We start from the raw sequence: 25,717 nt of genomic DNA, 5'->3' as shown, positions 1-25,717 counted from the left end.
AAGGGGATATTAAATTTTTTTTTAGTGATTTTATTACCAACCCTGATATTAATTCTGTTAGAAAATATAATATAAGTGATTATGTCAATTATTCAGGGAATAGGGAATATGAGAGAGGGAAATTATTAAAAAGAAAGTTGTATGATCCTAATAATAAATTATTAAAAGAGTATCAGTATGAATATCAAAGCTTTTTAAAACCTGAAAGTGAGTTAGCTGATTTAGGGTTAAATGACTGTAGTACATGTAAGGTATCTGATGAAAATTATTACGCTTACACCGAAGTTTATGAAAACTACATACAGAATGGTACTCCAACAAGAAGCTATACCATGTACATTCCTGTAATCCCATACCTACTAAAGAAAGAAAAAGTCATTGACTATCTTAATGATAAACAAGTTTCAACAGAAACAAAGATTCAATACAGAGAATCTAACATTCTCTGGCATCCATATCCAGAACAGATTGAAACAACCACTGCTTCGGGAACAAGCATTAAAAGAATTCTTTATGCTCAAGATGTTCGATCAGGTGGTTGTAGAAAAAATTGTCCTGGAAATGAAACTATAGTGGGTGGGCAGGAACCAACTTATAATTCGATGGTTAATTCAAATATCATGTATCCTGTAATAGCAATTACTAAAAATGAGAACAACAAATACTCACTTCAGGAGAGTATTTTTTATGCACCTCCATTTGTTACAAAAAAAATCAGGTATTCAAAGCTTGATACCAACTTGGATTTTACCAATTATAAAATTAATGTAGATAACACAGTTGATCAAATAAGTTATGATTTGATAGATGATAGGGGCAATTATATTCAAACAACTGATAAATCAGGAGTTCCAACAGTTATAATTTATGGGTATAAGCAAAGCTTCCCCATTATGAAGATTGTAGGATTGACTTATACACAGTTCATGCAAATATTGGGTCAATCTACGGCTCCTACAGATTATTTAAACCTTGATATTGTGACAAAATCCAACGCAGATGTAGATAGTGTATCAGAACAAAATCTGATTAATAGCTTAAATACTTTGAGAAACAATCCATTACTAAAAGGGTATTTAATGACAACCTATACTTATGATCCATTAGTTGGAACAACAAGCATCACTCCTCCTTCGGGAATCAGAGAAAACTATCTGTATGATTCATTAGGGAGACTTGAAAAAGTAATAGATGTGAATGGGAAGTTATTAAAGGAAATGAAGTACAACTATAAAAACTAACAAAGATGAAAAAGATAATTATTCCAATAGGATTTCTGATAATGGGAAATGTACAAGCACAGGTCTCCAATACAGAAAACTATATCCAATCCAAAACCTACCTTGATTATAACGGAACTACACCTACAAAAATATCAGAAACTGTCCAGTATTTTGATGGACTGGGAAGACCAAAACAGATTGTCAATGTAAAAGCATCCCCACTGGGGAGAGATGTAGTTACTCACATAGAATACGATCAATTTGGAAGACAGGTAAAAGATTATTTACCTGTTCCACAAGGAGGAACTCTGAATGGAGCTATTGTTCCCAATCCATTAGCTAATGCAACCCAACCTGGAATTTATGGTCAGGAAAAGATTTATGCAGAAAAGATACTAGAAAACTCACCCTTAGATAGAATCCAACAGCAGATTCAGGTCGGAAATGACTGGGCAGGGAAGCCTGTAAAATTTGAATATAACGCTAATATTTGGGAAGATTATGTAAGAAAATATGAAACCTCTACAACATGGGTTGAGGGCAGAACCCAAACCTCTATACAGCTGTTACAGTATTTCCAGGCTTCACAATTATACAAAAACATAGTTACCGATGAAGATGGAAACAAAACTATTGAGTTTAAAAATGGCAAAGGGCAGCTAATATTATCCAGAAAGCCATTAAATACAGAAAATGCAGACACTTATTATGTTTATAATGAATATGATCAGTTGGCATTTGTTATTCCACCTTTAGCCTCTGCTCCTACTATAGAACCTGCTACGGTAGAAAACCTGTATTATCAGTACCGCTACGATGGCAGAAATCATTTGGTAGAAAAGAAATTACCTGGAAAAGGTTGGGAATATATGATCTATGACAAAGCTGATAGGTTGGTCATGACTCAGGATGCGAATCTAAAGGGTAAAAGTCAGTGGCATATCACCGAGTATGATGCCTTGAACAGGATTGTTTATACTGGTCTTATCTTTAATTCAGCATCCAGAAATGACCTTCAAGGGTATGTTAGCGGTAACCCTATTAATAATATAAAAAGAAGTACGTCTTATTTCACAGTCAATGGCATGGATGCTTATTATAATATGTCTCCAACGGTTATTGTGAATATTCTGTTATCAGTTAACTATTATGACACTTACCCGCCATACAGCTTTAATCCATCGTTCCCTTCTACAATTCAGGGAGAGTCTGTATTATCAGATACTCCAGCAGCTGATGGAAGAAGTACCAAAGGGCTACCTGTGATGAGTGTAGTTAAAAATATAGAAGATGATAATTGGACAAAGAACTATACCTATTACGATACCAAAGGAAGAGCAATAGGAGGTCATTCTATTAACCATTTAGGAGGATATACCAAAACAGAATCCAAATTGGATTTTGCAGGTGTGCCTCAAACTGTTGTCACCAAACATAAGAGACTTAGTAATGATACCGAAAGAATGATCACAGAAAATTTTGAGTATGATACTCAGAATAGGTTATTGGTACATAAACATCAGGTAGATAGTAATACTGTTGAAATTCTGGCTCAAAATACCTACAATGAATTGTCTCAACTTTCCAATAAGAAAATAGGTGGAACGAGTTTAGGTAGTAGTCTTCAAAGTATTGATTATGCTTATAATATCAGAGGTTGGATGACAAAGATCAATGACCCTGCTAATTTGAATGGAAAACTGTTTGGATATGCCATCCGATACAACAATCCTGTTAATACTCCCTATGCACCTGGAAGATATAACGGAAATATTGCGGAGGTTGATTGGCGGACATCCAATGATAATATATTGAAAAGATACTCATACAGTTATTATGCTCAGAATAGGCTGATGTTTGGACATTATTCCGAACCTCTGGCTACTGTTCCTGAGAATAGTCTTTATGATGAATATCTTGAATATGACCTGAATGGTAATATTACTATACTATCCCGAAATTCTAAAAACAGAACCTCTGGCGCAGCAATACATATTGATAATCTAGGCTATACTTATGAGGGAAATAGACTTCTGAAAGTTACTGATGGTACTCAGAATAATGAAGGCTATCCAATTGGAGGAAATACAATTGGATATGATAACAATGGGAATATAACTAATCATCTGGATAAAGGAATCCAGACTATACAATATAATTTCCTGAACTTACCTAACAATATAAAAATAGACAGAGGATCAGGTGTATTTACCAGTACAACTACCTATTTATATAAAGCAGACGGAAGTAAATTAAAAAAGCAATACAATTATCAACAAAAAAATCCAACTGGGGTTTTTGACACTTCTGAATCCTTCATAGATTATTTAGATGGTTTTCAATATTCTTTGGAAGCCATACCTGGCGGTGCAGGTTGCCCTAAATGTCCAAAACCTACCCTGACATTGAAATTTGTTCCCACAACTGAAGGATATTATGATTTTATAGATAATTCTTATATTTACAATTATACAGATCATTTAGGAAATGTAAGATTGGGGTATAAAAAAGGTATATCAGGATTAGAAGTTATTGAAGAAAATAATTACTACCCGTTTGGATTACAGCATTCTGGATACAATGAATTTGTTGGAAACTCTTCTTATCAATATAAATATAACGGGAAGGAACTACAAAGAGAAACAGGAATGTATGATTATGGTGCGAGGATGTATATGCCGGATCTGGGAAGATGGGGAGTTGTTGATCCACTGGCGGAGAAGATGAGAAGATGGTCACCCTATAATTACGCTTTTGATAATCCAATAAGGTTTATTGATCCTGATGGAAGAGCTCCTCTTAATGAATATGATCAAAATGGAAAGATGATAAGTAATCTTGGAGGGAACAAAATAGATTTTTTTCATCAAAGAAATGGAGATACTAAAGTAGTTAACAGGCAAAGCGGTGCTTCAAATTTGATCACTGGTGGAGAGTCTATTATCAGAGGATATACTCAAAGAGGTAAAGATGTTGGATGGGGTACTATAACAGGTGAGTATTTTGGAGGAAGTGGACCTGCTCGTAGTTTGTTTAGTGATTTTAATAATTCTAATCATGGTCCTTTTGCTTCTTTAGATAAAGCATCATCTCCGTATTCCTCTTTAGCAAGGCAAGCATCATTAAACTCACAAGATCCAAAAGGGTTTGTAGAGATGACATATCTTCAGGCTAATCCTCTTAGAGCAAATTTTGATGGGAATGAACAAATGTGGGGAAGATCTACTGTATCTTGGTACAAATTAGGAGATGAAACACTTTTTTTAATGTTAGATTCAAAATCCCAGGAGTCATTATTTTATAGATTGCCGGTAAATAATTTTGAAAGAACCGAAGGAAAAGTAAATAGTTTTGGAAATACATACCAGACTTATATGTGGACTGAAAGCAATTCCGAAATTGGGCAAAAAGTATACGATCAGTTTAATCCTAAAATACCAAATAGTAATGACAAAAGTTGGAAAAAAGCAGCATCAGACTATATTAAAAATGGCACTCCATAATATGAAAACACTTATTAGTTTAATTTTATTACCACTTTTATTTTCATGTCAAAATATTAGTAGTGAAGATATGTATGGAAAGTATTCACCCCTTGCATACAAGAATACGTACGATACCCTTACAATTCATAAAGATGGCGTTTATAATAGGGTGATTTATAATAAAAAAAAGGAAAAGTTATTGGATTACAATTCAAAATATAAAATAGATGATCAATCTATAACACTTTCAAAATTTTATCTAAATTTAGACAAAGATTTGATAGTCTTTCCAGAGGATGTAGAAGACACCAATACAACCTATATAACTTCTTTCAAAAAAAAAGATAAAAACATTTTTCTCTGCTTTGGCCATTATGGGGAGAACTGTTATAAAAAGATCGGAAACTAGCCCCCCGTTGTGTGGAGATAAAAATAAGAAGCCGTCCCATTATAATGAGACGGCTTCTTTGCTTTTGGTCTAGTAGTTAAAATATTATATTTTTATTAAAATAAGGGTCACTTTGACAGGCTAGTAAAAGAGAAACTTTTAAAAAGACTGCGAACACATTTAAGTAAGGGTAAGTTTTGCAAAAGATAGCGCAGATATTCTTGAAGTAACAGATATCCTTTTGGACTAAACCATATTAGGGATAAGTGGATTCAACACTTCTAATATTGGAGGATACTATAGTTATAGGTACAATGGCAAAGAATTACAGGAGATGAGTATGTATTATGTATGATTATGATACGAGATTCTACATGCTTGATACAGGAAGATGTGGTGTTGTGGATTCGTTGGCGAAACTTCGAGATGACGAGCCAATTACACTTACAATAATCCGATAAGATTTATTGATCCGGATGGAAGGTAAAATGAGGATTGGGTAAAAAGAGGGAACCAAGTTTTTTTTGATGACAAGATAAATGCAGATAGAAAATGATTATAAAGAGTCTAGTAAAGGTGTGACAAATAAACCCAAAAGATAAATATGAGAAAATTATTAATTATCAATTTTGTTTGCTTACTGTTAACCTTATCCTGTAAAGATGTTAATAAATTTTCAGCAGGGAGTTATCCTTATGCCCAAGTTTTTGAAGTTAATTCATCAAAAGAGATAGTAATAAAGAGGATTGATAGTCTTAAGTAATTAGATACTATACTTCAAGTTCCTGCCTTCAAATGGGCTGGGAATGAAGTATTATTAAATGATAAAATTCAAAAAAATGGATATTTTGTTTTTTATATTTTTATTAAGGAAAAAAACCAAATCATTCAGTCTTATATAGAAGAGCAAGATTCTAATCGTACTCATGTAGGCTTGATAAGTGTACAAAATGGATTGTCTTTAGGTAATTGGAAACAAGTTAATAAAGATTTATCAGACCAAGAAAGTAAACAGTTGAAAGAAATTTTTAAAGAAAGAGTTGTTTCTAAGATTAAATAAAAAAAATTAATATTATTAGACTATAAATGCTACGTATTAATATAAGTACAATGACAAAGAACTTCAGGAATTTGGTGTGTATGATTATCAAACAAGGATGATAAGATACAACAATATAATAAAAAGAAATAATGTTAAAGAATTTAAAATATTTATGGTATACTATTTTATTGGGATTTTTCGTAGTAGTTATCATTTATTACAATAAAAGTTCAGATGTTGTAATGAAACAATCAGTAGATTATCTTCGTAATAATATAGAATTTGTAGGCTATGTGACAGGATTTGAACAATCAGATAATCACGCTTTCGGAGTTATTCATTTAAAATTAACTAAAAGCAACACACAGGAATTTAACAAAATTATTAAAGGAGGAATATATCCGTATAGAATTAAAGGAGATATAGCTGAATTATATTGTACAGTTTCTGTTGAGAGGAAAAAGGGAGATATTGTTAAACTAATATCGAAAGAACAGACAATATATTATAATCCTCAAAATACGAAAGAAGAAGGTAGTATATTTATAATAACAGATCCTTATAATATAAATTTCGTAAAAGAACATACAGTATTTAAATAAGCCCCCACTAATCGGCAGGAGTTTATTTACATATTTAAATTCAACCCTACAAAAGCCTCTTTGGAAAATATCCTGAAGAGGTTTTTTATGACTATCTGGTTTTACATTTCAAAAGCCCTGTCGTTTGAAAAAGGAAAATTAAAAGGTTTAAAACGCTGTTATTATAGAAAAAAGCGCAAGAATATAATCATAATTAGCTCTTTTTTTGAATAGTTAAAAAACTTTAACTCTAATCCCTCATTCAAAAAATTGTCATTTCCAGTTTATTAAACTATTTTTGGAGATTAAAAAAACTGCAAAATGAACTATCATTTTCAAGCACACAGACAGGTAAGAAGAAACCTTCTGGACATCCTGCAGAATACTTCTCATGAGGATCTTCTGTTGATTCCGGATGGCTTCAACAACAATATATATTGGAATATTGCACATACAGTTGCCACACAGCAGCTGCTGCATTATTATCTGAGTGGAAACCCTTTCCGTATTGATAAGTACTGGATTGAAACTTATAAAAAGGGGACTTTGCCTAATCTCAATGTTCAGAAATCAGAAGTGGAAGATTTGGAATTCCTGCTTACTGAAACTTCAAAGATCTTAATGAAAGATTATGACAGTGATTTCTTTTCAGATTACACGCCCTATACAACCAGTTTCGGAATGGATTTAAAAAGTATTCAGGATGCCATTATCTTTAATAACATGCATGAAAGCTTACATTACGGATATGCAATGGCTCAGAAAAGAGCTATTTTGGGCGAAAAATATTAAAAATTACCCTCTGATGAATAAGAGCCGTCACAGCTCTTATTTTAGGCAAAAAAAATAAAACTGATGAGCCTTCAGAAGGGTTAATGAGTAAAAATCAGGGAATTCATCCGGAGGAAAATAAAATTCATGTAAGCCCGGATGTTGTTTTACTACAAAACTGTAGAAGAGCCTCCCTACCTTGATTAGATTTAACAATAGAAAAAATAAATTTTGACAAACGACAACAAAAAAGACGATTTTATTTTCGGACTTCGTCCTGTAATAGAAGCTATTGAAGCAGGAAAAACCATTGACAAGATCTTTGTGCAGAATGCACTTCAGGGTCCTATTTATGCTGAATTGAAAGCTGCTTTAGCAAAAAATAAAATCCGTCCCAATTATGTTCCGGTTGAAAAACTGAACCGCTTTACGAGAAAAAACCACCAGGGTGTGGTTGCTTTTATTTCGGATGTTCCGTTTTATAAAGTAGAAGATATTGTCCCTCAATTATTTGAAGAAGGAAAAACACCTTTCTTATTGATTCTGGACAGACTTACCGATGTAAGAAACTTTGGCGCCATCTGCAGAACTGCAGAATGTGTGGGTATCGATGCGATCATTATTCCGGAAAAAGGAGCTGCCCCAATCAATTCTGATGCGATAAAAACTTCTGCAGGAGCCATTTATAATATTAAAATTTGTAAAGAAAATAATCTTGCCCATGCCGTAGACTTTTTACAGCAAAGCGGGATCACGGTATTTGCGGCGAGTGAAAAAGCGCAAAAGTTAATTTATGATGTTAACTTCTCAGAACCTTGCGCTATTGTAATGGGAAATGAGGAAACCGGAATTTCTAAAGAAGTACTTCATCATTCGGATGAAAAAATAAAACTTCCCATTGAAGGAAAAACACAATCTCTAAATGTTTCTGTCGCATGTGGTGCTATTCTGTATGAAGCGGTAAGACAGAAAATTTTGAAATAATTCAGTTCAATAACACAACATTAAAAAAATTAGAAAATGAAAAATATAGCAGCATTAGCGCTTATCTCATCTATAGCTCTTGTATCGTGTAAAAAAGAAACAGCCACTGTAACGAAAGTAGATCCTAAAACAGGGAAAACAGTTACTGTAGAAGTTCCTGCTGATTCTGTAGCTAAAGTAGCGGAGAACCCGGCGATCAGAGATTCTGCAGGGATCATTAAGCAAACTTTTAAGCTTGAAAAAGGAAAAACATATCCTCTTACAACGTATCAGAGAGATGTAAAGACCATGACAGATCCTACTGGAAAATCTATTACGGCAACCAGCGAATCTACGGATGAAATGAACTTTACAGTCAATGATATCAAAGGAAATGTGTATGATATGACCCTTAATCTTGTTGCTAAAAGAAGTTCTCAATCTGCACAGGGAAAAACTATTGTTGTAGATACCAAGCTTCCGATTCCTAAAGAAGATGATCTTAAGATGATCTGGAATATCAACAGAGCGCTTACCGGAAACAAGCTTGCTATGAAAATGGATACAAAAGGTAATGTGATATCCATCACAGGTTTTGATGCTGTATATAACAAAGTATCTACTTCTGTAGGAACTCTTATCAAAGATGCGAATCAGAAAGCGAGCGTTGTAGCAAGTCTTAAAGAAACTTTTAATGAAAAAGTACTGAAAGAACAGTTCAATAAAAACCTGACGATTATTCCTAAAAAAGGAGTGAAGATCGGTGAAAAATGGACCACTTCTGAAAATGCTGATGCAAGTGGAACAGTTAAAGTAACTTCAAACTATGTTTTAAAAAGCTTAGGAAACGGAAGTGCTGAAATTGGTGTTACCGGAGGTATTCCTAAGAAAACAGAAAAGAAAGCTCAGGGACCCATTACTCATAGCTTAAGCAGCGAACTGGTACAGACGGGTACTATTAAATTTGATGAAAGTACTGGATGGATTACCAACCAGAACATCAATGTGGAAACTACACAGATAGAATCTATTACAGACGGGAAACAGACTCAATCTATGAAAAGTGTTTCAAAATCTTCTGTAATGGTAAACCCTTCAGCAAAATAATTGAAGTAAAAGAGTTTGAGAGTTGAAGAGTCTGAGCATTTGAAAATTTTATTTTGATCATTAAAATAAGTATCGACAAACAACTTTGAACTTTAGAATCTTAAATACATTTTATTATGAAGTACATTCTTGAGCTGGTACTCTCTGCTATTATTATTTTCTTTGTCTGGAATATTCTGAAAAGGATATTTTTTAAGACGTTTTACGGTTATAGATTCAACAATAACAGTAATCAGAATAACAGGCAGCAGGATATCCATGGCTCTAACAAAGAGAATAAGCAAAACCTTAAGTGGGATGCGGAAACCGTAGACTACGAAGAGGTGAAACAGAATAATGATAAAAGGTAAAAATTCCAAGAAAAAAAGATAATAACCAGCATGGCGAAAAATAAAAACTTAATTTATATTGCTATTTCATTAGTTGTATTTATAGTTTTAGCATTTTTATATTCCACTCCTGTCTTTACGGGAAAACAGCTTTTCCAGCATGACATCGTACAGTACAGAGGAGGAGCAAAAGAACTGCTCGACTATAGAGCCAACACAGGAAATGAAACCTACTGGAGTGACTCCATGTTTGGAGGAATGCCCACTTATCAGATGGGTAGCCAGTTTAAAGGTGACATCATCAAGAAAATTGACAGCAATCTGAATTTCCTGCCAAGGCCGGTTAATTATCTGTTTCTGCTTTTTGCAGGCTTTTTCCTTCTGGGAATGGTAGTGGTCAGAAACTGGAAATATGCTCTGCTAGGGGCTACTTTCTTTGGCCTTTCTACCTATTTTTATATTATCATTGCTGCAGGGCATAATGGTAAAGTAAATACTATTGAATATTTCGCGCCACTTTTAGCCGGAATCCTATTGGTTTATATCCGGAAACAATACATCTGGGGATTCATTGTAACAACCCTTTTTATGGGACTTCAGATTGCAGCGAACCACCCACAGATGACATATTATCTGTTCATTGCGTTAGGATTTTTATTCCTTTCTGAACTGATCAGAGTGATCCTGAAGAAAACACAGATGAAGCATTTTCTTATTTCTTCGGGAATTATTGCGGTATCATGTATCATTGGAGTTGGAATGAATTCTCAAAGAATCCTTGCCAATTCTGAATATGTAAAAGAAACGGTTCGTGGAAAGCAGATTTTAACGAATGACAGCCATACTTCAGGAAAATCCGGAATGGATAAGGAAAGCATGCTGATGTGGAGCTATGGTAAACTGGAAACGTTAAATCTTTTCATTCCAAGGCTGATGGGTGGTGGAAGCCAGGAACCGGAAGCTAAGGAAATGATGAGCAAAGTTCAGGAGCTTGTTCAGGAAAATGTAAGCTCACAAGCTGAAATGGACAGAATATCGAAAGGTTTCAGTGGAATGACATACTGGGGTGACCAACCGGGAACTTCGGGACCGGCATACCAGGGAGCTATTGTATGTTTTCTTGCTCTTTTAGGATTTTTCATTGCCCGAAAAAAATACCGTTACTGGATTTTAGGAGCTTCCATACTTACCGTTTTACTGGCTTGGGGAAGTAACTTTATGCCATTATCGGATTTCTTTATTGACTATGTTCCGTTTTACAATAAATTCAGAGCACCGTCTTCAATCCTTGTTGTTGTAGAATTGTTATTCCCACTGATTGCCATCCTTGGACTATACAGATTCTTCACCGATGAAAAGCTTACCGAAGAATATAAGCAAAAAACACTTCTTTATGTAAGTGGAGGAACATTAGGATTCGTATTGATTCTTTTGATCTTCGGAAAATCATTGTTAGGATTCGCGACAGAAGGTGAGAAAACGTATTTCCCTCCTTTCCTACTCGATTATCTTGTGGACGAAAGATATAAACTGTTCAGAACAGATGCTATCAAAGCGTTTATCTATGTAGCTATTACTGCAGCTGTTTTATTTTTCAGTTTAAAGAAAAAGCTGAATCAGAATATTGCTTTGGTGGTAATTGGACTGGTAAGTTTATTCGACTTATGGACTGTGAACAAGCGTTATCTGAATGATGAAAATTATGTAGACAAAGTCTTTGCTGAAAACCCTTTCCAGACGGAAACTTCAGACCTATTGGCTGAAAAAGTTCAGGTAAACCCGAGCTTATCCTCTATTCTGGATAATGTGAATATCAACAAGACACTGGAAACAATTGCTGAAAAAGATAAAAACCATTATAGAATTTATAACCAGACTTTAGGTGTAACAAGTGAGACAAATACTTCTTATTTTAAAGCATCTATTGGGGGTTATCATGCAGTAAAATTAAGAAGGTATGACGATATTCTGAATGAATACCTGTCAAATATAGACAGTGTAAAGACTCCTAAAATTCTGAATATGCTTAATGCTAAGTATATGATTTTTGGAGGTCCTTCAGAACCTCAGGCGGTACCTAATCCAAATGCCAACGGAAATGCATGGTTTGTAAGTGACCTGAAATTTGCGGATACTCCTAATGAAGAAATCAAATCTATTGGGGATATTGACAATAAAAAAACAGCTGTTATTGCCACTTCAGACAAATCTTATTTTGACAATAAACCTGTTCAGGCAGATTCTACAGCATTTATCAATCTTACAAAATACCAGCCTAATGAACTGGAGTTTAAATCTCAATCCAGGACACCACAATTGGCTGTGTTCTCTGAAGTTTACTATCCTCACGGCTGGAAAGTTCTGGTTGATGAAAAAGAAGTTCCTTATATCAAAGCAGATTATTTACTTCGTGCCGTACACGTTCCGGCAGGAAACCATCATATCAGAATGGTGTTTGAACCTGAAGTAATTGAAAAAGGAAAATGGATTTCCCTTATTTGTTTCGGACTATTTATAGCCCTGACAGCTTTTGGAATTTTCTGGATGAATAAAAACAAGAAAAAGGAAACATTAACTGAACCACAAGCTTAATTCAATATTTCGGCATACGTTCTGAATAAACAAGCCGTCATAAAGAATCATAAAATCAAAATGGAACAGAAGAAAATATTGATTATCACCTATTACTGGCCTCCTGCGGGAGGTCCTGGTGTTCAAAGATGGCTTAAGTTCGCAAAATATCTACCCGATTTTGGCTGGAAACCTGTGATCTACACTCCGGAAAATCCCAATTATCCGTTGATAGATGAAACGTTGATGAAGGATATTCCCAACGATATTGAAATGGTCAGAACAAAGATCTGGGAACCTTATCAGCTGGCAGAAAAGCTTAATAAAAGCAATAAAAAATTCAAAGCCGGGCAATTTGATGTAGGTGAAAACCAAAGCTGGAAATCCAGACTTTCCATTTGGGTAAGGGGGAATTTTTTTATTCCGGATGCCCGAGTTTTTTGGGTAAAGCCTTCTATTCAATTTTTAGAAAAGTATTTAAAAGAAAATAAAATAGATGTGGTAGTCACTTCCGGCCCACCCCATTCATTACATCTCATCGGGCTAGGCCTTAAACATAAGCTTCCTCATATCAAATGGATTGCCGATTTTCGTGACCCGTGGACGGAAATCTCGTACTACAAGCATTTAAAACTGACCAAAAGTTCAGATAAGAAGCACCGTCAGTTAGAAAGTGCTGTATTTAAAAATGCAGATATTACCCTTGCCACAAGCTATACTGATGCCGAGAACTTTCGGAAAGCAGGAGCTAATGCTGTTTGCATCACTAATGGGTTTGATGAGACTGATACCCATGAAACTCCAAAAGGTCAAAAGAGCAAAACATTTACTTTGAGCTATATTGGGGTTTTGGAGCAATTGCGGAATCCTGAAAATCTTTGGAAAGCATTAGATGAACTGGTGAAAGAAAACATAGAGTTTTCAAAGAATTTCTCACTGAAATTGGTGGGAAGAATTGATGATAAGATCTTAGCTTCTCTTGAAAATTCCAGTTTGAAAAACCATATTTTGAATCTGGGTTATCTTTCCCATGGCAAAGCTGTTGAAGAAATGCAGAATTCTGACCTGCTGCTTATCACCAATTTTCCTAACGAATCTTCAAAAGGAATTATTCCCGGAAAGATATTTGAATATCTGGCATCGGGAAAACAGATACTGTCATTTGGTCCTGATAAAGCCGACGTAGAAAAAATTTTAGAAGACACCCATGCCGGGAAGCATTTTAGCTATACCCATTCTGAAACAGTGAAGCAGTTTGTCCTGGAAAAATTTGAGCTTTGGAAAAGTGGAGATCATCGTGAAAACACTCAGCAGATTGAACAGTTTTCCAGAAAAAATCTTACTCAACAACTGGCTGAAATTTTATAAAAAAGCTGGAGGCTGTAAGAGAGAAGATCATTAACTTTTCCTTCCGGTATCCAGCTTTTCTCTATTTTATATCGTCCACTGATCATTGATCACTGCTATCAGATAATATTTTCCCTGAAATTCTTCAAATACAAAACGAACGGTTTTCCAGTCCATTTCACTATTCTTTTCTGTTCCTTTGATATAATTTTCTGTAAAATTAGCTGTAGGGTAGCTTTCTTTAAGGTTATTCAGAGAGTTCCCTCCACCGATAAATTTATCTACAGAATATTGGGAAGCTGTAAAATCTTTAGAAAAAACCCATTTACCCAAATAATCATTAATAGTTGCCTTGTATGGGTCTCCTGAACCATCCTGTGCTCCCCATGTAAACAATGTTTTTGTAGGCTGAAACTGTTCAAAATCAGCTTTGGAGAAATGTTTATCCCCTTTCAGATCAACATGAGCGTACATTGAAAATCGGATTCCTTTTTGAGGATGAATTAATGAAGCAAATGTTTTATAGTCTTTAGCTTTTAAAGCCTGCAGCACCTCATCATTTACTTTCTTCAAAGAAGCTTCTCTTTCTTCTTTTGTAGGAAGTTTTCCAATACTGTCTGCTTTTGCCTGTGCAATAGAATCAACAACATTCGGAACCGGTTTTCCGGCTTCTTTTTTACAGGCGATTACTACAGTCAGTACCAATAGAGAAATGAGTAGTTTTTTCATATTTTTAATTTTAGTGATGGTTAAAAACACCAAAACTAATGCCATAACCGGGAAGGAATTGGGTTTGGAGCGCAGGAGTGGTAAAATGATGTACAGCGTCGGATGTATAATTTCGGATGTATAATGTATGACCTCTCAACTCTTAACTCTCTTCTATTAAGTTTGGGCTAAAGCCAATGGATTGTTTTGTATTCTTATGAAGAACGGGCTAAAGCCCGTCCCTATTGAATATCCATATCACGGGTAAACTGCCTTTACAACCAGAAGGCAATCATTGACCGTTCACTCTCAACTCATAACGCCTCTCCCCTCTCATATCTTTGTTCCAAAAACATCCATACAATCTGCTAATTACATCGTACCTTTGTTCTATGGAAATTTTGGACATTCTTATCATCGGAGCGGGCCCTATCGGTTTAAACTGTGCTATTGAAGCTCAAAAAAATAACCTCAGCTACCTGATTATTGAAAAAGGAACAATTGTTAATTCACTGTATCATTATCCTTTGTATATGCGTTTTTTTTCAACCGCTGAAAAGCTTGAAATTGACGGAACTCCTTTTATCTCTCCTGCTCCCAAACCCGGAAGACAGGAAGCACTGGAATATTATCAGGGAATTGCCCGACAGAAGGATCTGAATATTCACCTCTATGAAAAAGTAGTAAAAGTTTTCAAAATTGATGATGTCTTTGAAATTGAAACGACAAAAGGAAACTACTTTGCTAAAAATGTGGTAATTGCCACAGGGTTCTATGACATTCCGAATCTGATGAACATTCCGGGGGAAAACCTGCCGAAAGTTAAACATTATTACACCGAGCCCTATCCTTACGCCAGACAAAAAGTAGTGGTAATAGGTTCCAGTAATTCTGCTGTAGATGCAGCGCTTGAAACGTATAGAAAAGGAGCTGAAGTAACGATGATTATCCGGCATTCTGAAATTTCCAAAAGTGTTAAATATTGGGTAAAACCGGATATTGAAAATAGAATTTCAGAAGGCAGTATAACAGCCCATTTCAATGCAGAGATCCTTGAAATTAAAGAACAGTCTGTTATTTTCAAAGATCATGACCATCAGATTCATGAGATTGAGAATGATTTTGTTCTGGCTATGACAGGCTATCTTCCGGACTTTGAATTTTTAAGAAATTCCGGTATAGAGCTGAATGGAGACTGTCTGAACCCCCAATATAATATGGAAACCATGGAAACCAATATCTCTAATCTGTACCTTGCAGGTGTGGTTTGCGGAGGGAAAGACACCCACCTCTGGTTTATTGAAAATTCAAGAGTACACACTGAAATGATTTTGAATAACATTGTCTCCAAACTTGAAAACAGATAAATTATTGATCTTACATATAGTAAATTAACCCCCGGTTGAATAGTTTTCAGCCGGGGGTTAATCATTAAAGGAAGATAAGATCAGATTTTAAACTACATCTTTTTCTGTTTTTCTGTTATCTTTTAGCATCCATGGAACAATATAATAAAAACCTATGGCAATCAGTATTGCCAATACACCGGTTCCGATCCACAGGGTATTAAAACCCAGTTTATCCGCAATCAATGTTCCTATATAAGGTGTAATAATAAAAGCTATTGAAAAAGACATTCCGTTCAGTCCCATATAAGCACCTTTGTTGTTTTCACCTGAACGCAGTGCGGTAATGGTCGACATAAAAGGTAGGGTCCATATTTCCCCTATACAAAGCAATGTCATGGAAACCAGCAATACCACCATACTATAGTCGAAGGCCAGCATAGCATAGGAAAACCCACATAAGAAAGTTCCTATCAGCATTGTAAATCCTAACGTAAAATATTTCTCAGCCAGCTGTACAAAACCCATTTCAAGCAATACGATCAGGAAGCCACTATAGCCCAGAATAAATCCTATATTCTGCTGGCTCAAATGAGCTGTATCCTTATAGAAAATAGTCAATGTACTGAATAACTGGAAAAAGCAGATAGAAAACAGCATACAGAATATACAGTACACCATAAATTTACGGTCTCTATACGGAGAATTTTCTTTTTTAATGACTATAGCTTCTTTCACATTTCTTGCTTTCTTCTTTGCTAATCTTGTACGTTTTCTAAAGAACCAGATATACATTAATCCGGCCAGTAAAGCAGCTAAAGCATTACTGAAAAATAAAAACTCATAAGATATAGCAGATAGAATACCCCCTAATGCAGGACCTATAGAGAATCCTAGATTAACAGCCATTCTGTTTAATGAGAAAGCTCTGGTAATATTTTCCGGCTTGGCGTATTTTGTAATAGCCACCGAGTTGGCAGGCCGGAAAGTTTCACTTACAATACTCTGCATTAAAATAATTCCTGCTAACCCTTCTTCCGTAGTAAAAAGAGGGATTAAGCAAAATAAAGGTACACTCAAAAGTAAGCTTAAGCTCTGCACCTTGTATTCACCAATTTTATCGGTGATCATTCCACCAAACCATGAACCTATCACTGAACCTATTCCAAAAAAGCTAAGGACAATTCCGGAATTTTCAATGCTAAAATGTAAATGGTTTGTCATATAAACTCCTAAAAAAGGAAGTACCATAGAACCCGCCCTGTTGATTAGCATTACCAACGCCAGCATCCAACTCTCTTGCGAGAGTCCTTTGAAAGAACTCGTGTATAAGTTAATTAATTTCACAATAATATTTGGGGAAAAATTTAAAATGCAAAGTTAGAGAAAATAGCCCAAATCCCTCTGTTGGTAAAGAATAAATTTCAGCTTTCCACCTGTTTTTAAAGACTTTAGAATAAGTCATCAAAAAGATAGTAAAATAAAAAAGCCGGAAGAAAACTCTTCCGACTCTGACAAGTAAAACCTGTATTTATTTCGAATTCAATAATTTAAAAGCTGTGTAAAGCCTGTTACGCTGACTTTAAATTTTGAATCTGTTATGGATTTGTAGAGAAAATGGAACCATTCGCAATTAATGCACGTCTGTTCATTTTTAGAATATCTCTTACCCATTCTGCAAAATCTTCAGGCTGTAAAACCGTTTCCGGGTTACCGTCTGTAAGCCCACCCTGAATACTCATATCAGAAGCAATAGTACTTGGCGTCAATGTAATCACACGGATATTCTGTTTTCTCCATTCTGCCATCATTGATTGGGATAGGGAAACTACTGCTGCTTTGGAAGCTGCATAGGCTGACATATTAGGTCCTCCTTTTAAACCTGCTGTAGAGGCTACGTTTACAATATCACCTTCTCCTTTAGCTTTCATAAACGGGTGAACGGCCTTAGCCGCATAGTATACCCCGAATAGATTGGTTTTGATCACCTGCTCCCAGGTTTCAGAAGACATATCTTCAATACTTCCGAAATCCCCAATTCCTGCATTATTGATCAGTATATCTACTCCACCAAGGGTTTCAGCTAAAGTTTCGATTCCTGCTTTTACAGAGGCTTCATCATCAATATTAAATACGGCATAGGCTGCATGCACTCCCAGTTTTTGGATTTCGTCAACTGTATTTTTTAAATTTTCTTCGTTTCTTCCTGTAATGGCAACGTTTACTCCTTCATGAGCTAAAGCTAGCGCTACAGCCTTTCCTAATCCTCTTCCACCACCGGTTACGATGGCATTTTTTCCGTTTATGTTCATTGTAATAATACTTTTCGTTGTACAAAGTTACAAAAGAACATTTTTACAGGGTGGGAAGAATATAGATTTAATGTTTTTTTAACGGCACCCTATTTTTCCATATGATTTCTCATTCCGGGGAATCCAAACAAATAACTTTAAAATAAAGGGACAAAATTGGTAAAACAAAGCCGGTTCATGACAAACCGGCTTCAAAATCTAAAAAAAGTAAAATAATAAGCTTAAGGAATCTGAATTGAGTTCTGTACTTCAAATTCTTCTGAAGCGGAGAATTGATTTCCATACATATCAACAGCTCTTACCTCAACTTTGTGTTTTCCCAAAGCTAATTTTTTAGGAAAACCTGCTTCCCATATATGTTTTGACATTTCAGGGTTAGAAGGTCTTCTTCCTGGAAGGATTTTCTCTGTAGTATCCCATTTAAAAACTGAAAGAGCAAAATTCGGATCTATTGTTTCATCATATTCCATGGCTTCCCAGGATCCGTTGTCTATTCTGTATTCTACTTTATCTTTTTTACCTCCCATGAAAAAGTTGGCCAGAACTTTTGCAGAGGTTTTGGAAGGATAAGGAATGACCTTTGGAACATATAGTTTTATTTGATAATCTTCCGGTTTTCCAGCCGTTTTGTACTTAACTTTATATTGATTGTCCGTAAAGCTGATGAAAGAATACCCTTTAGCTGTTCCATCTCTCATTGTTGAAGTTGGAAGACCCGCTTCGTCAGCCGTACCCGAATACCAGTCACCACAAGTGGTTCCCACATTATATTCATGCAGTTCTTTTATCCCGTTCCAGCCTGCTTTTTTACCATAGAAAATTTGTTGCTGAATATGGGTATGTGCCGATAAAAGCAATACATTCTGAAAAGGATTTAAAAAATCAAATAATTTCTGGCGGTCAGCATTTCTAAAGCTATCTTCATTTGTATGCTCCAACGGAATATGGAAAGATACCACCACAAGCTTATTCTTATCAACCCACTTCAAATCATTTTCGATAAACTGAAGCTGATCTTCACGGAATCCTCCCCAATATCCCTTTCCATCTCTCGGGTCCGGATAAAGAATATCATCCAAAATAATAAAATGAACATTACCATAGTTGAATGAATAGTTGGCAGGACCAAAATTGGACTCGAATGTTTCATCTGATAAATGGTCTTCTTTTGCATCATAATTCATATCATGATTTCCCATGACATTATACCAGGGCAATCCTACTTCTTTCATTACATCTGCATAAGGTTTTTGAAGGCTTAAATTATCTCCTACCAAATCTCCCAGGCTAATCCCCAGCACTGCATTTTTCTTGGTATTTTTAACTTCATTTACAATTCCTCTTTTAAAATAATCAAGCTCCTTTTCTGTGTAAGGTTGTGGATCTCCAAAAACAAGAATATCAAAGTTTTTATCTTCATTCTGCCTGTACAGTGGAAAATTCAGTTCTTTAGGAAGATCTCCGGTAGGAGCTACTCCTTTATATTTAAAATCAGCAGGGGAACCTTGGGGCTTATGATGGTAATAAAACTGAGGCAGATTATTGCTGTTTAAAGCAGTTTGATACCCTGAAGGTTTGATGACAAAAATGGTCTGTCCTTCCTGAACAGGTAAGCTATATCTCCCGTTTTTATCCGTAAGGGCTACCTGTACTCCATTGGATACAGCTACTCCCTCTACTCCTTTTTCACGATTTTCTTTCTTTTGATTTTTATTGCTGTCCTCGTATATATAACCGGAGACAGAAGTCTGGGAAAACGCCATTGCCGAAATCAGCATACATGGCATTAAAAATTTCATCTTAGCTCTCATTTCTTTATTCTTTATTAATCTTTGTTATTTATTCCACCACATTTTCACATTGATATGATCTCCTCCCATCTGCTGAACAGCAGCCAAATAATTGGTAGGATTCAATACTTTAGGATTGGGCGGATACATTAATCTTTGGGGTAAATCTCCATTATTTAACAGACCTCCATTGTTGGGAAGTACCGGAAATCCTGTTCTTCTTTTTTCAAACCATTGCTGCTGATCTACAAAGAAAAGAGCGATATACTTCTGAAGTATAATTTTTTTCAGGTCTGCTTCATAAGCTACATTTTGATTATCAAAATAGTTGGCCGGTACTACAGCTCCCCACTGTTCAATAGAAGCTTTCACTCCGTTTTCGTAAAAAGTTTTAGCACTTCCCTGAATGATTCCTTTTAGGGCAAGCTCTGCCAAGGTAAACTGAAGTTCTGCATAAGGATAAACAAAAATCTTCAGCGGAGCTTTTGCCAGGTTTTGATTAAGATTTGACGGCTGAAAAGTAAAAACCGTTCCGAAAGGATATCCTGAAGGAGCACCCACATATCCTATATTATTGTTTTTCAAATCTTTTGCCTGGGTAAAGAACATCGGTATACGTGGGTCATTATTTTTCTGTAAAGCCTGTACAAAGAAATCTGACGCTGCTCTTCCTGTGGTAAAATCCTGAGGCCTTGCAATAGGTGGCATTAATGGAGAGATTCCTGAAATATCAAGCTTAGTGGCATCTGCATTATTTTGAAAAATGGGATATACCGTTGGATTGTTTACAATTTCCTGAATTCTTTCTTTCACATTTACCTCTCCATCTCTGCTTAGGATTCTTAATAAAAGTCTTAGAGAAAGCGAGTTACATAGCTTTTTCCAATTGGCTATTCCACTATTATCAGTATCTGCTTTATAAAACAGATCTGCCCCGGTAAGAGGTTTAGTGGTGATAAATAAAGCATTAGCCGCTTTCAGATCATCCAAAAGACGGACATAAATATCTTTCTGTCTATCAAATTTAGGTTGAGAAATACCATTATCCAGTTGTGAAGCTTCGGAAAAAGGAACATCACCATAGGTATCGGTAAGATTGGAATAAATCCATGCATTGAGTACCATAGAAATAGCCTGGTAATTTTTATCTCCTTCAGAAATGGCTGCTTTTTTAAGGTCATCAACCTGTTTCAGCCATCTGTATGAATTATTCCAGAATCCTGTTCCTGTATTTTCTGTTATATAATAACGGCTTAATGAATTGCCTTCGTTGGGAAAATCCAGAGAAACCTGCATGATATCAAAATTAAAATCATTAGCCCTGTTATATCCTACGGAAGCCATATTATACTGTATGGGAGCCAGCAGGGTGTTTGCAACAGGTACATTGATTCTACTTGTATCTTTATTAATTTCATCCAGGTTTCTGTCACATGACACGGCACATCCTACAAGGCTAAGAAATGAACATATATAGAGTATCTTTTTCATTTTAAAAATTTTAGAATTTAACATTTAACTGAATTCCGACTGTTCTGGCTGAAGGCAACTGACCCATTTCAACTCCCGGTGTAATGGTAGAATCGTCAAGAGTAGCTGCTTCCGGATCAAATAATGGGAATTTCGTCCACATCCAAAGGTTTCTTCCAAATAAAGCAAGGCTAATATCTGTGACTTTTAATGGTTCTGTAATAGATTTCGGGAAAGAATAAGAAATTCTGGCATCTCTTAGCTTAATGAATGAAGTGTCAAATGAATTGGTTTCCACGTTGGCCCTTCTATAATAATCTCCATAATAAGAAGAAACAGGAACTCCTTTTGTATTCGGAGAAAAGCTTCCGTCCGGATTTTGAACAACTCCATCCCCTACAATCAGCCCACCCGGATTATCTCTTCCTACAAGAGTATGGGTAAGTTTCCCCTGTTCAGACATTTTATGATGTGACTGTGAGTAAGCGATCCCTTTATACTGTCCGTCAAATGAGAAACTAACGGTAATATTTTTATATTTAAATTCGTTCTGAAGCCCGGCTCTCCACTTTGGATAAGCATTTCCTATTTTCTTCATTTCCGTTGGCTTTGCCGTTAACCCATCTGTACCGTAAATCACTTGTCCATCCGGAGAATACATCAGACCGTAACCATACATATCACCTAGTGAACCTCCCACTACAGCATTATAATACACAACTCCTCCAACGCTTGCCATCGTGTAAGGTACTCCGTTGAACTCTTCCGGAAGGGAAAGAATCTTGTTGCGGTTCATTGACCAGTTGGCATTTACATTCCAGGAAAAGTTTTTATTTTTAATAGGTGAAGTGCTTAATGACATTTCAATTCCTCTGTTTCTCAGTTCTCCGGAATTGATAATTCTTTTATTATATCCGGTTTCATACAGTACAGGAATAATAATGGTCTGATCTTTAGAATTATTCTGATAGGCTGTAAAATTAAAAGTCAGTCTGTTTTTCAAAATTGTAAAGTCCATCCCTCCTTCTATATTCGTAATCATTTCCGGTCTCAAATCAGGGTTCGGATACAACAAGGGAGATTCTACAGATCCAGTGAATACACTATTTTCATAGTATTTTTCAAGCATATAATTGTAGGTATCATTTCCTACTTTTGACCATGATAGTCTAAGTTTCCAGAAATTTAAATTATCGGATTTCAGTTTAAAAATATCAGATAGGATAAAAGAGGATGACAATGACGGATAAAAATAAGATCTGTTATGATCCGGAAGGGTACTGCTCCAGTCATTTCTGGCTGTTACATCCAGGAAAATCATATCCTTATAACTGAAATTAGCCAATGCATATAAACTGTTTACCTGATTATCATTAGGCTTTGGAAGTCTGCTTTCTAAAGATGTCGCATTGGATAGCTGGTACAATCCTGCTTTATTAAGTCCATTAGCCCGGTAATCATTCATGGTATATTCATGATATTTAATGTTACCTCCGACAGAAGCTGTCACGCCCACATCTCCAAATTTGTTTTTATAGGTAAAGAGAATATCATTGTTAAGATCCAAATACCTGATGTATTGCTCCCTGTAATATCCTTTCAGATAATTGGCAGAACTCCAGGGTCTTCTTTGGGTACGGAGTTCATTACTCCATTCTAACCCTGTCTTATAGGCAATATCAAAGTTTTTGGCCAGCTGATAATTTAGATTAACGTTACCCGTAATAATCTTTTTGTTTGTACTGTTTAGATTTTCATAGGCAATCAGATAAGGGTTATCAATATAGGAACTGAAAGGGTGAATCTGATCTACCTGCTCCTGGCCTTTTTTCCAGATAGGTCTATACCATTCGAGATCTACATTGGGATTTTGGAAAATCATAAAATAAGAAATCGACTGGTTATTATATCCGGTAGCGGGAAGGTTATCACTTTTAGTCTGGCTGAAGTTGATTTTAGTTCCTATTTTCAGCCTGCTGCTCAATTTATGATCTAAGGATACGGCAGCATTCAATCTGTTGAAACCTGTATTAGGCATCATCCATTCATTTTTCAGATAAGAAAGTGAAGTTCTGAAGGATGTGGATTCATTGGACTGTTCTACTGACAAGCTGTTTGAGTAAGTAGACCCTACCTGCCAAAAGTTTTTAATATTGTCTTTATAAGGTCTCCATAGTTTTCTTTCCAAGCTTTGCCCTTCTACCGAGGGATCGTACTGAAAGTAATATTGTCCGTCAAATTTCGGTCCGAAGGCACTACTGGTAGATCCTGTATTTATCCCGTCAGCAGAAGCTCCGTAAGAATAATAATAATTTCCATTTTTATCTTTTTGCTGAGTTCCCTGTCCGTATTCATATTGATAATCCGGCCATTTAAGAACAGTATCATAGCTTGAATACGAATTTAAGGTAATCTGAACTTTTCCTTTTTTAGTTTTTCCGGATTTTGTGGTAATCATAATAGCTCCTCTTGAGCCCCTTGAACCATAGAGTGCAGAAGCAGTAGGTCCCTTCAGAATTGATACAGATTCAATATCATCAGGATTAATACTGTTGAAACTGTCTCCATAGTCAATAGGTAAATCTCCTCCAGAGCCGGCTCCATAGGCAGAAGTTCCGGTTCCGGTCTTTCTCCCGCTCAGGGGAACCCCGTCAACAACAATCAGTGCATCATTATTTCCCATATTCATGGAAATGTCTCCACGAAGGGTAATACGGGCTGTTCCAAGGGGCCCTGCTCCAGCGGTCTGAACTTTCAGCCCTGCTACTTTACCTTCCAAAGCTTCTGCCCAGTTGTTGTTTTGAGTTTGTAATATTTCTTCAGATTTAACAGTCTGGGTAGAATACCCTAGTGACTTGTCGTGCCTTTTGATTCCCAAAGCAGTTACCACTACCTCATCAAGTCCTTTAATAGTGTCTTTTTTAGATTTCTGCTGAGCTGCCAGGTTCACACTGATTAGTCCTAACAGCGACAAAACCAACAGCTTTTGTGTCTCTTTACGCATATCCTTTTTGTTTGTGCAAAATTAAAAGGACATTATGATTAAGATTTTAACAACACTTTAACATTTATTAAAAAAATATTGAATGAAATGTTAAATTTCTATTAACAGATTAACGCAATAGACTAACTAACAGGATATTAAGTAATTAATTATTTTTAATATCATTTACCGATACCATTTGTGTATCTTTATTGTCTTTCTTTGAGAAAATAAAACACCATATTCAACTGTATACCAATTGGTTAAATTCAAAACCAGAGTGCTTTATTTTGAACACCGTGTTCATCAGTCTGCGAACCCATCTCTCAGACTAGAATAATATAATCGTCAACTATATTACCGGATATGCACCTGCTTTATTTGTAACAAAAAAGACTGCCTCTTTTGGAAGAGGCAGTCTTTACACATTGGCAATATTTATTTTGCTCTCAATCATTACAGGAATGAATGATAATAAGCCCGATAATAATTATTTATTTTTCAGTTGTTCAGGGATATTAGTGGTAACAAATCCAATTCCCTGTTTTTTCAATTCTTCATAAACAGCCGCATCGTTTACCGTCCAGGAATTTGTAATAAGACCTAATGTCTTAGCTTCAGAAATCCATGTAGGGTTTTTCTGGAAAACACTGTAATGATAATCCATACCGTCAAGTCCTTCTTTTTTGATCTGCTCTGGTGACAATTCTCCATTCAGATACTGCACTTTAAATGTCGGCTCAAGTTTTTTAATTTCCTTACAGATATTCAAGCTGAAAGAAATAAATTCACTTTGAGATTCAAGTTTCATATCCTTGATCATTTTGATCGTCTTTTGGGTGATCTCATTCTCTATTTCTGGAGTTTTATCCGGTTTGATCTCTACGATTAACTTTACAGACGGATCCTTTTTACCCTGCTTCAGATAGTCTTTTAAGGTCGGGAATTTTTCTCCATTAGATAGTTTTACTTTTTCCAATTCCTTGAAAGAAGTCTCAGAGATTTCCATTTTATCGTGGTGCTCGTCATGGTTGATCACCAACACTCCATCTTTTGTCATTCTCACATCAAATTCTGATCCATACACTTTAAGCTTTTGAGCATTCTCTAAAGATTTAATTGAGTTTTCCGTTGTAGGAGGCTGTGCCTGGAAATACCCTCTGTGTGCGATAATCTGAGTTTGTGCTTTCATCAATACTGTACTTAAAACTGCTAACCCTAAGATAAAATTTTTCATAATATAAATTGATAATTAAAACCAAGTCCGAAGACTTTTGGATAAAGATAATTATTTTAAAAAG

At 35.6% G+C, this 25,717-nt stretch carries 18 protein-coding genes; 11 read left to right on the top strand and 7 right to left on the bottom strand.

Features of this window, described 5'->3' with window-relative positions:
* Positions 1 to 137: 137 nt before the first annotated feature.
* The 10 genes from JML65_RS17970 to JML65_RS17925 all read left to right on the top strand — a co-directional run bounded on the left by JML65_RS17970 (position 138) and on the right by JML65_RS17925 (position 13,828).
* Positions 138 to 1,241, top strand: a complete 1,104-nt coding sequence (locus JML65_RS17970; protein ID WP_202271625.1) for a hypothetical protein — start codon at positions 138 to 140, stop codon at positions 1,239 to 1,241.
* 5 nt (positions 1,242 to 1,246) lie between these two features.
* Entirely contained in the window at positions 1,247 to 4,726 is a 3,480-nt protein-coding gene (locus JML65_RS17965; protein ID WP_202271624.1) for a DUF6443 domain-containing protein, read from the top strand.
* A 1-nt stretch (position 4,727) separates the two neighbouring features.
* On the top strand, positions 4,728 to 5,117 hold the full coding sequence (locus JML65_RS17960) for a hypothetical protein (protein WP_202271623.1): 390 nt from the start codon (positions 4,728 to 4,730) through the stop codon (positions 5,115 to 5,117).
* A 1,170-nt stretch (positions 5,118 to 6,287) separates the two neighbouring features.
* The gene (locus JML65_RS17955; protein WP_202271622.1) at positions 6,288 to 6,740 is read left to right on the top strand and encodes a hypothetical protein; all 453 of its coding nucleotides are present in this window, start codon (positions 6,288 to 6,290) and stop codon (positions 6,738 to 6,740) included.
* A gap of 300 nt (positions 6,741 to 7,040) precedes the next feature.
* Positions 7,041 to 7,511 (top strand): DinB family protein, encoded by a 471-nt coding sequence (locus tag JML65_RS17950; protein ID WP_047487264.1) that lies wholly within the window; start codon positions 7,041 to 7,043, stop codon positions 7,509 to 7,511.
* A gap of 210 nt (positions 7,512 to 7,721) precedes the next feature.
* Positions 7,722 to 8,474, top strand: coding sequence for a 23S rRNA (guanosine(2251)-2'-O)-methyltransferase RlmB (rlmB, locus tag JML65_RS17945; RefSeq protein ID WP_081988957.1), 753 nt, complete (start codon positions 7,722 to 7,724; stop codon positions 8,472 to 8,474).
* A 36-nt stretch (positions 8,475 to 8,510) separates the two neighbouring features.
* Positions 8,511 to 9,560, top strand: a complete 1,050-nt coding sequence (locus JML65_RS17940; protein ID WP_047487259.1) for a DUF6263 family protein — start codon at positions 8,511 to 8,513, stop codon at positions 9,558 to 9,560.
* A gap of 116 nt (positions 9,561 to 9,676) precedes the next feature.
* The gene (locus JML65_RS17935) at positions 9,677 to 9,910 is read left to right on the top strand and encodes a hypothetical protein (protein WP_047487258.1); all 234 of its coding nucleotides are present in this window, start codon (positions 9,677 to 9,679) and stop codon (positions 9,908 to 9,910) included.
* Positions 9,911 to 9,940: 30 nt separating this feature from the next.
* Entirely contained in the window at positions 9,941 to 12,481 is a 2,541-nt protein-coding gene (locus JML65_RS17930; protein ID WP_202271621.1) for a YfhO family protein, read from the top strand.
* A 60-nt stretch (positions 12,482 to 12,541) separates the two neighbouring features.
* Positions 12,542 to 13,828 (top strand): glycosyltransferase, encoded by a 1,287-nt coding sequence (locus JML65_RS17925; RefSeq protein ID WP_202271620.1) that lies wholly within the window; start codon positions 12,542 to 12,544, stop codon positions 13,826 to 13,828.
* Between the two features lie 66 nt (positions 13,829 to 13,894).
* On the opposite strand, the gene JML65_RS17920 is transcribed toward JML65_RS17925, so the two are convergent.
* A complete protein-coding gene (locus JML65_RS17920; protein ID WP_047487248.1) occupies positions 13,895 to 14,536 on the bottom strand; it encodes a hypothetical protein in 642 nt (213 codons plus the stop codon).
* 371 nt (positions 14,537 to 14,907) lie between these two features.
* Here JML65_RS17920 and JML65_RS17915 point away from each other — a divergent pair, with 371 nt between their 5' ends.
* On the top strand, positions 14,908 to 15,882 hold the full coding sequence (locus JML65_RS17915; RefSeq protein WP_202271619.1) for a YpdA family putative bacillithiol disulfide reductase: 975 nt from the start codon (positions 14,908 to 14,910) through the stop codon (positions 15,880 to 15,882).
* Positions 15,883 to 15,969: 87 nt separating this feature from the next.
* On the opposite strand, the gene JML65_RS17910 is transcribed toward JML65_RS17915, so the two are convergent.
* The 6 genes from JML65_RS17910 to JML65_RS17885 form a co-directional block, all read right to left on the bottom strand.
* Positions 15,970 to 17,151: an MFS transporter gene (locus JML65_RS17910; protein WP_202271650.1), complete on the bottom strand. Its 1,182-nt coding sequence runs from the start codon at positions 17,149 to 17,151 to the stop codon at positions 15,970 to 15,972.
* Between the two features lie 308 nt (positions 17,152 to 17,459).
* On the bottom strand, positions 17,460 to 18,173 hold the full coding sequence (locus JML65_RS17905) for a 3-ketoacyl-ACP reductase (RefSeq protein WP_047487237.1): 714 nt from the start codon (positions 18,171 to 18,173) through the stop codon (positions 17,460 to 17,462).
* A 221-nt stretch (positions 18,174 to 18,394) separates the two neighbouring features.
* Positions 18,395 to 19,960, bottom strand: coding sequence for a calcineurin-like phosphoesterase C-terminal domain-containing protein (locus tag JML65_RS17900; RefSeq protein WP_202271649.1), 1,566 nt, complete (start codon positions 19,958 to 19,960; stop codon positions 18,395 to 18,397).
* Between the two features lie 48 nt (positions 19,961 to 20,008).
* A complete protein-coding gene (locus JML65_RS17895; protein ID WP_202271618.1) occupies positions 20,009 to 21,454 on the bottom strand; it encodes a SusD/RagB family nutrient-binding outer membrane lipoprotein in 1,446 nt (481 codons plus the stop codon).
* Between the two features lie 10 nt (positions 21,455 to 21,464).
* On the bottom strand, positions 21,465 to 24,437 hold the full coding sequence (locus JML65_RS17890) for a SusC/RagA family TonB-linked outer membrane protein (protein WP_202271617.1): 2,973 nt from the start codon (positions 24,435 to 24,437) through the stop codon (positions 21,465 to 21,467).
* Positions 24,438 to 24,906: 469 nt separating this feature from the next.
* Positions 24,907 to 25,653, bottom strand: coding sequence for a glycerophosphodiester phosphodiesterase family protein (locus JML65_RS17885; RefSeq protein ID WP_047487230.1), 747 nt, complete (start codon positions 25,651 to 25,653; stop codon positions 24,907 to 24,909).
* Between the last annotated feature and the right edge of the window lie 64 nt (positions 25,654 to 25,717).

It is taken from the genome of Chryseobacterium sp. KMC2 (genome assembly GCF_016756935.1).
Classification (GTDB): Bacteria; Bacteroidota; Bacteroidia; order Flavobacteriales; family Weeksellaceae; genus Chryseobacterium; species Chryseobacterium rhizosphaerae.
This window is presented reverse-complemented; position numbering and strand designations above follow the sequence as displayed.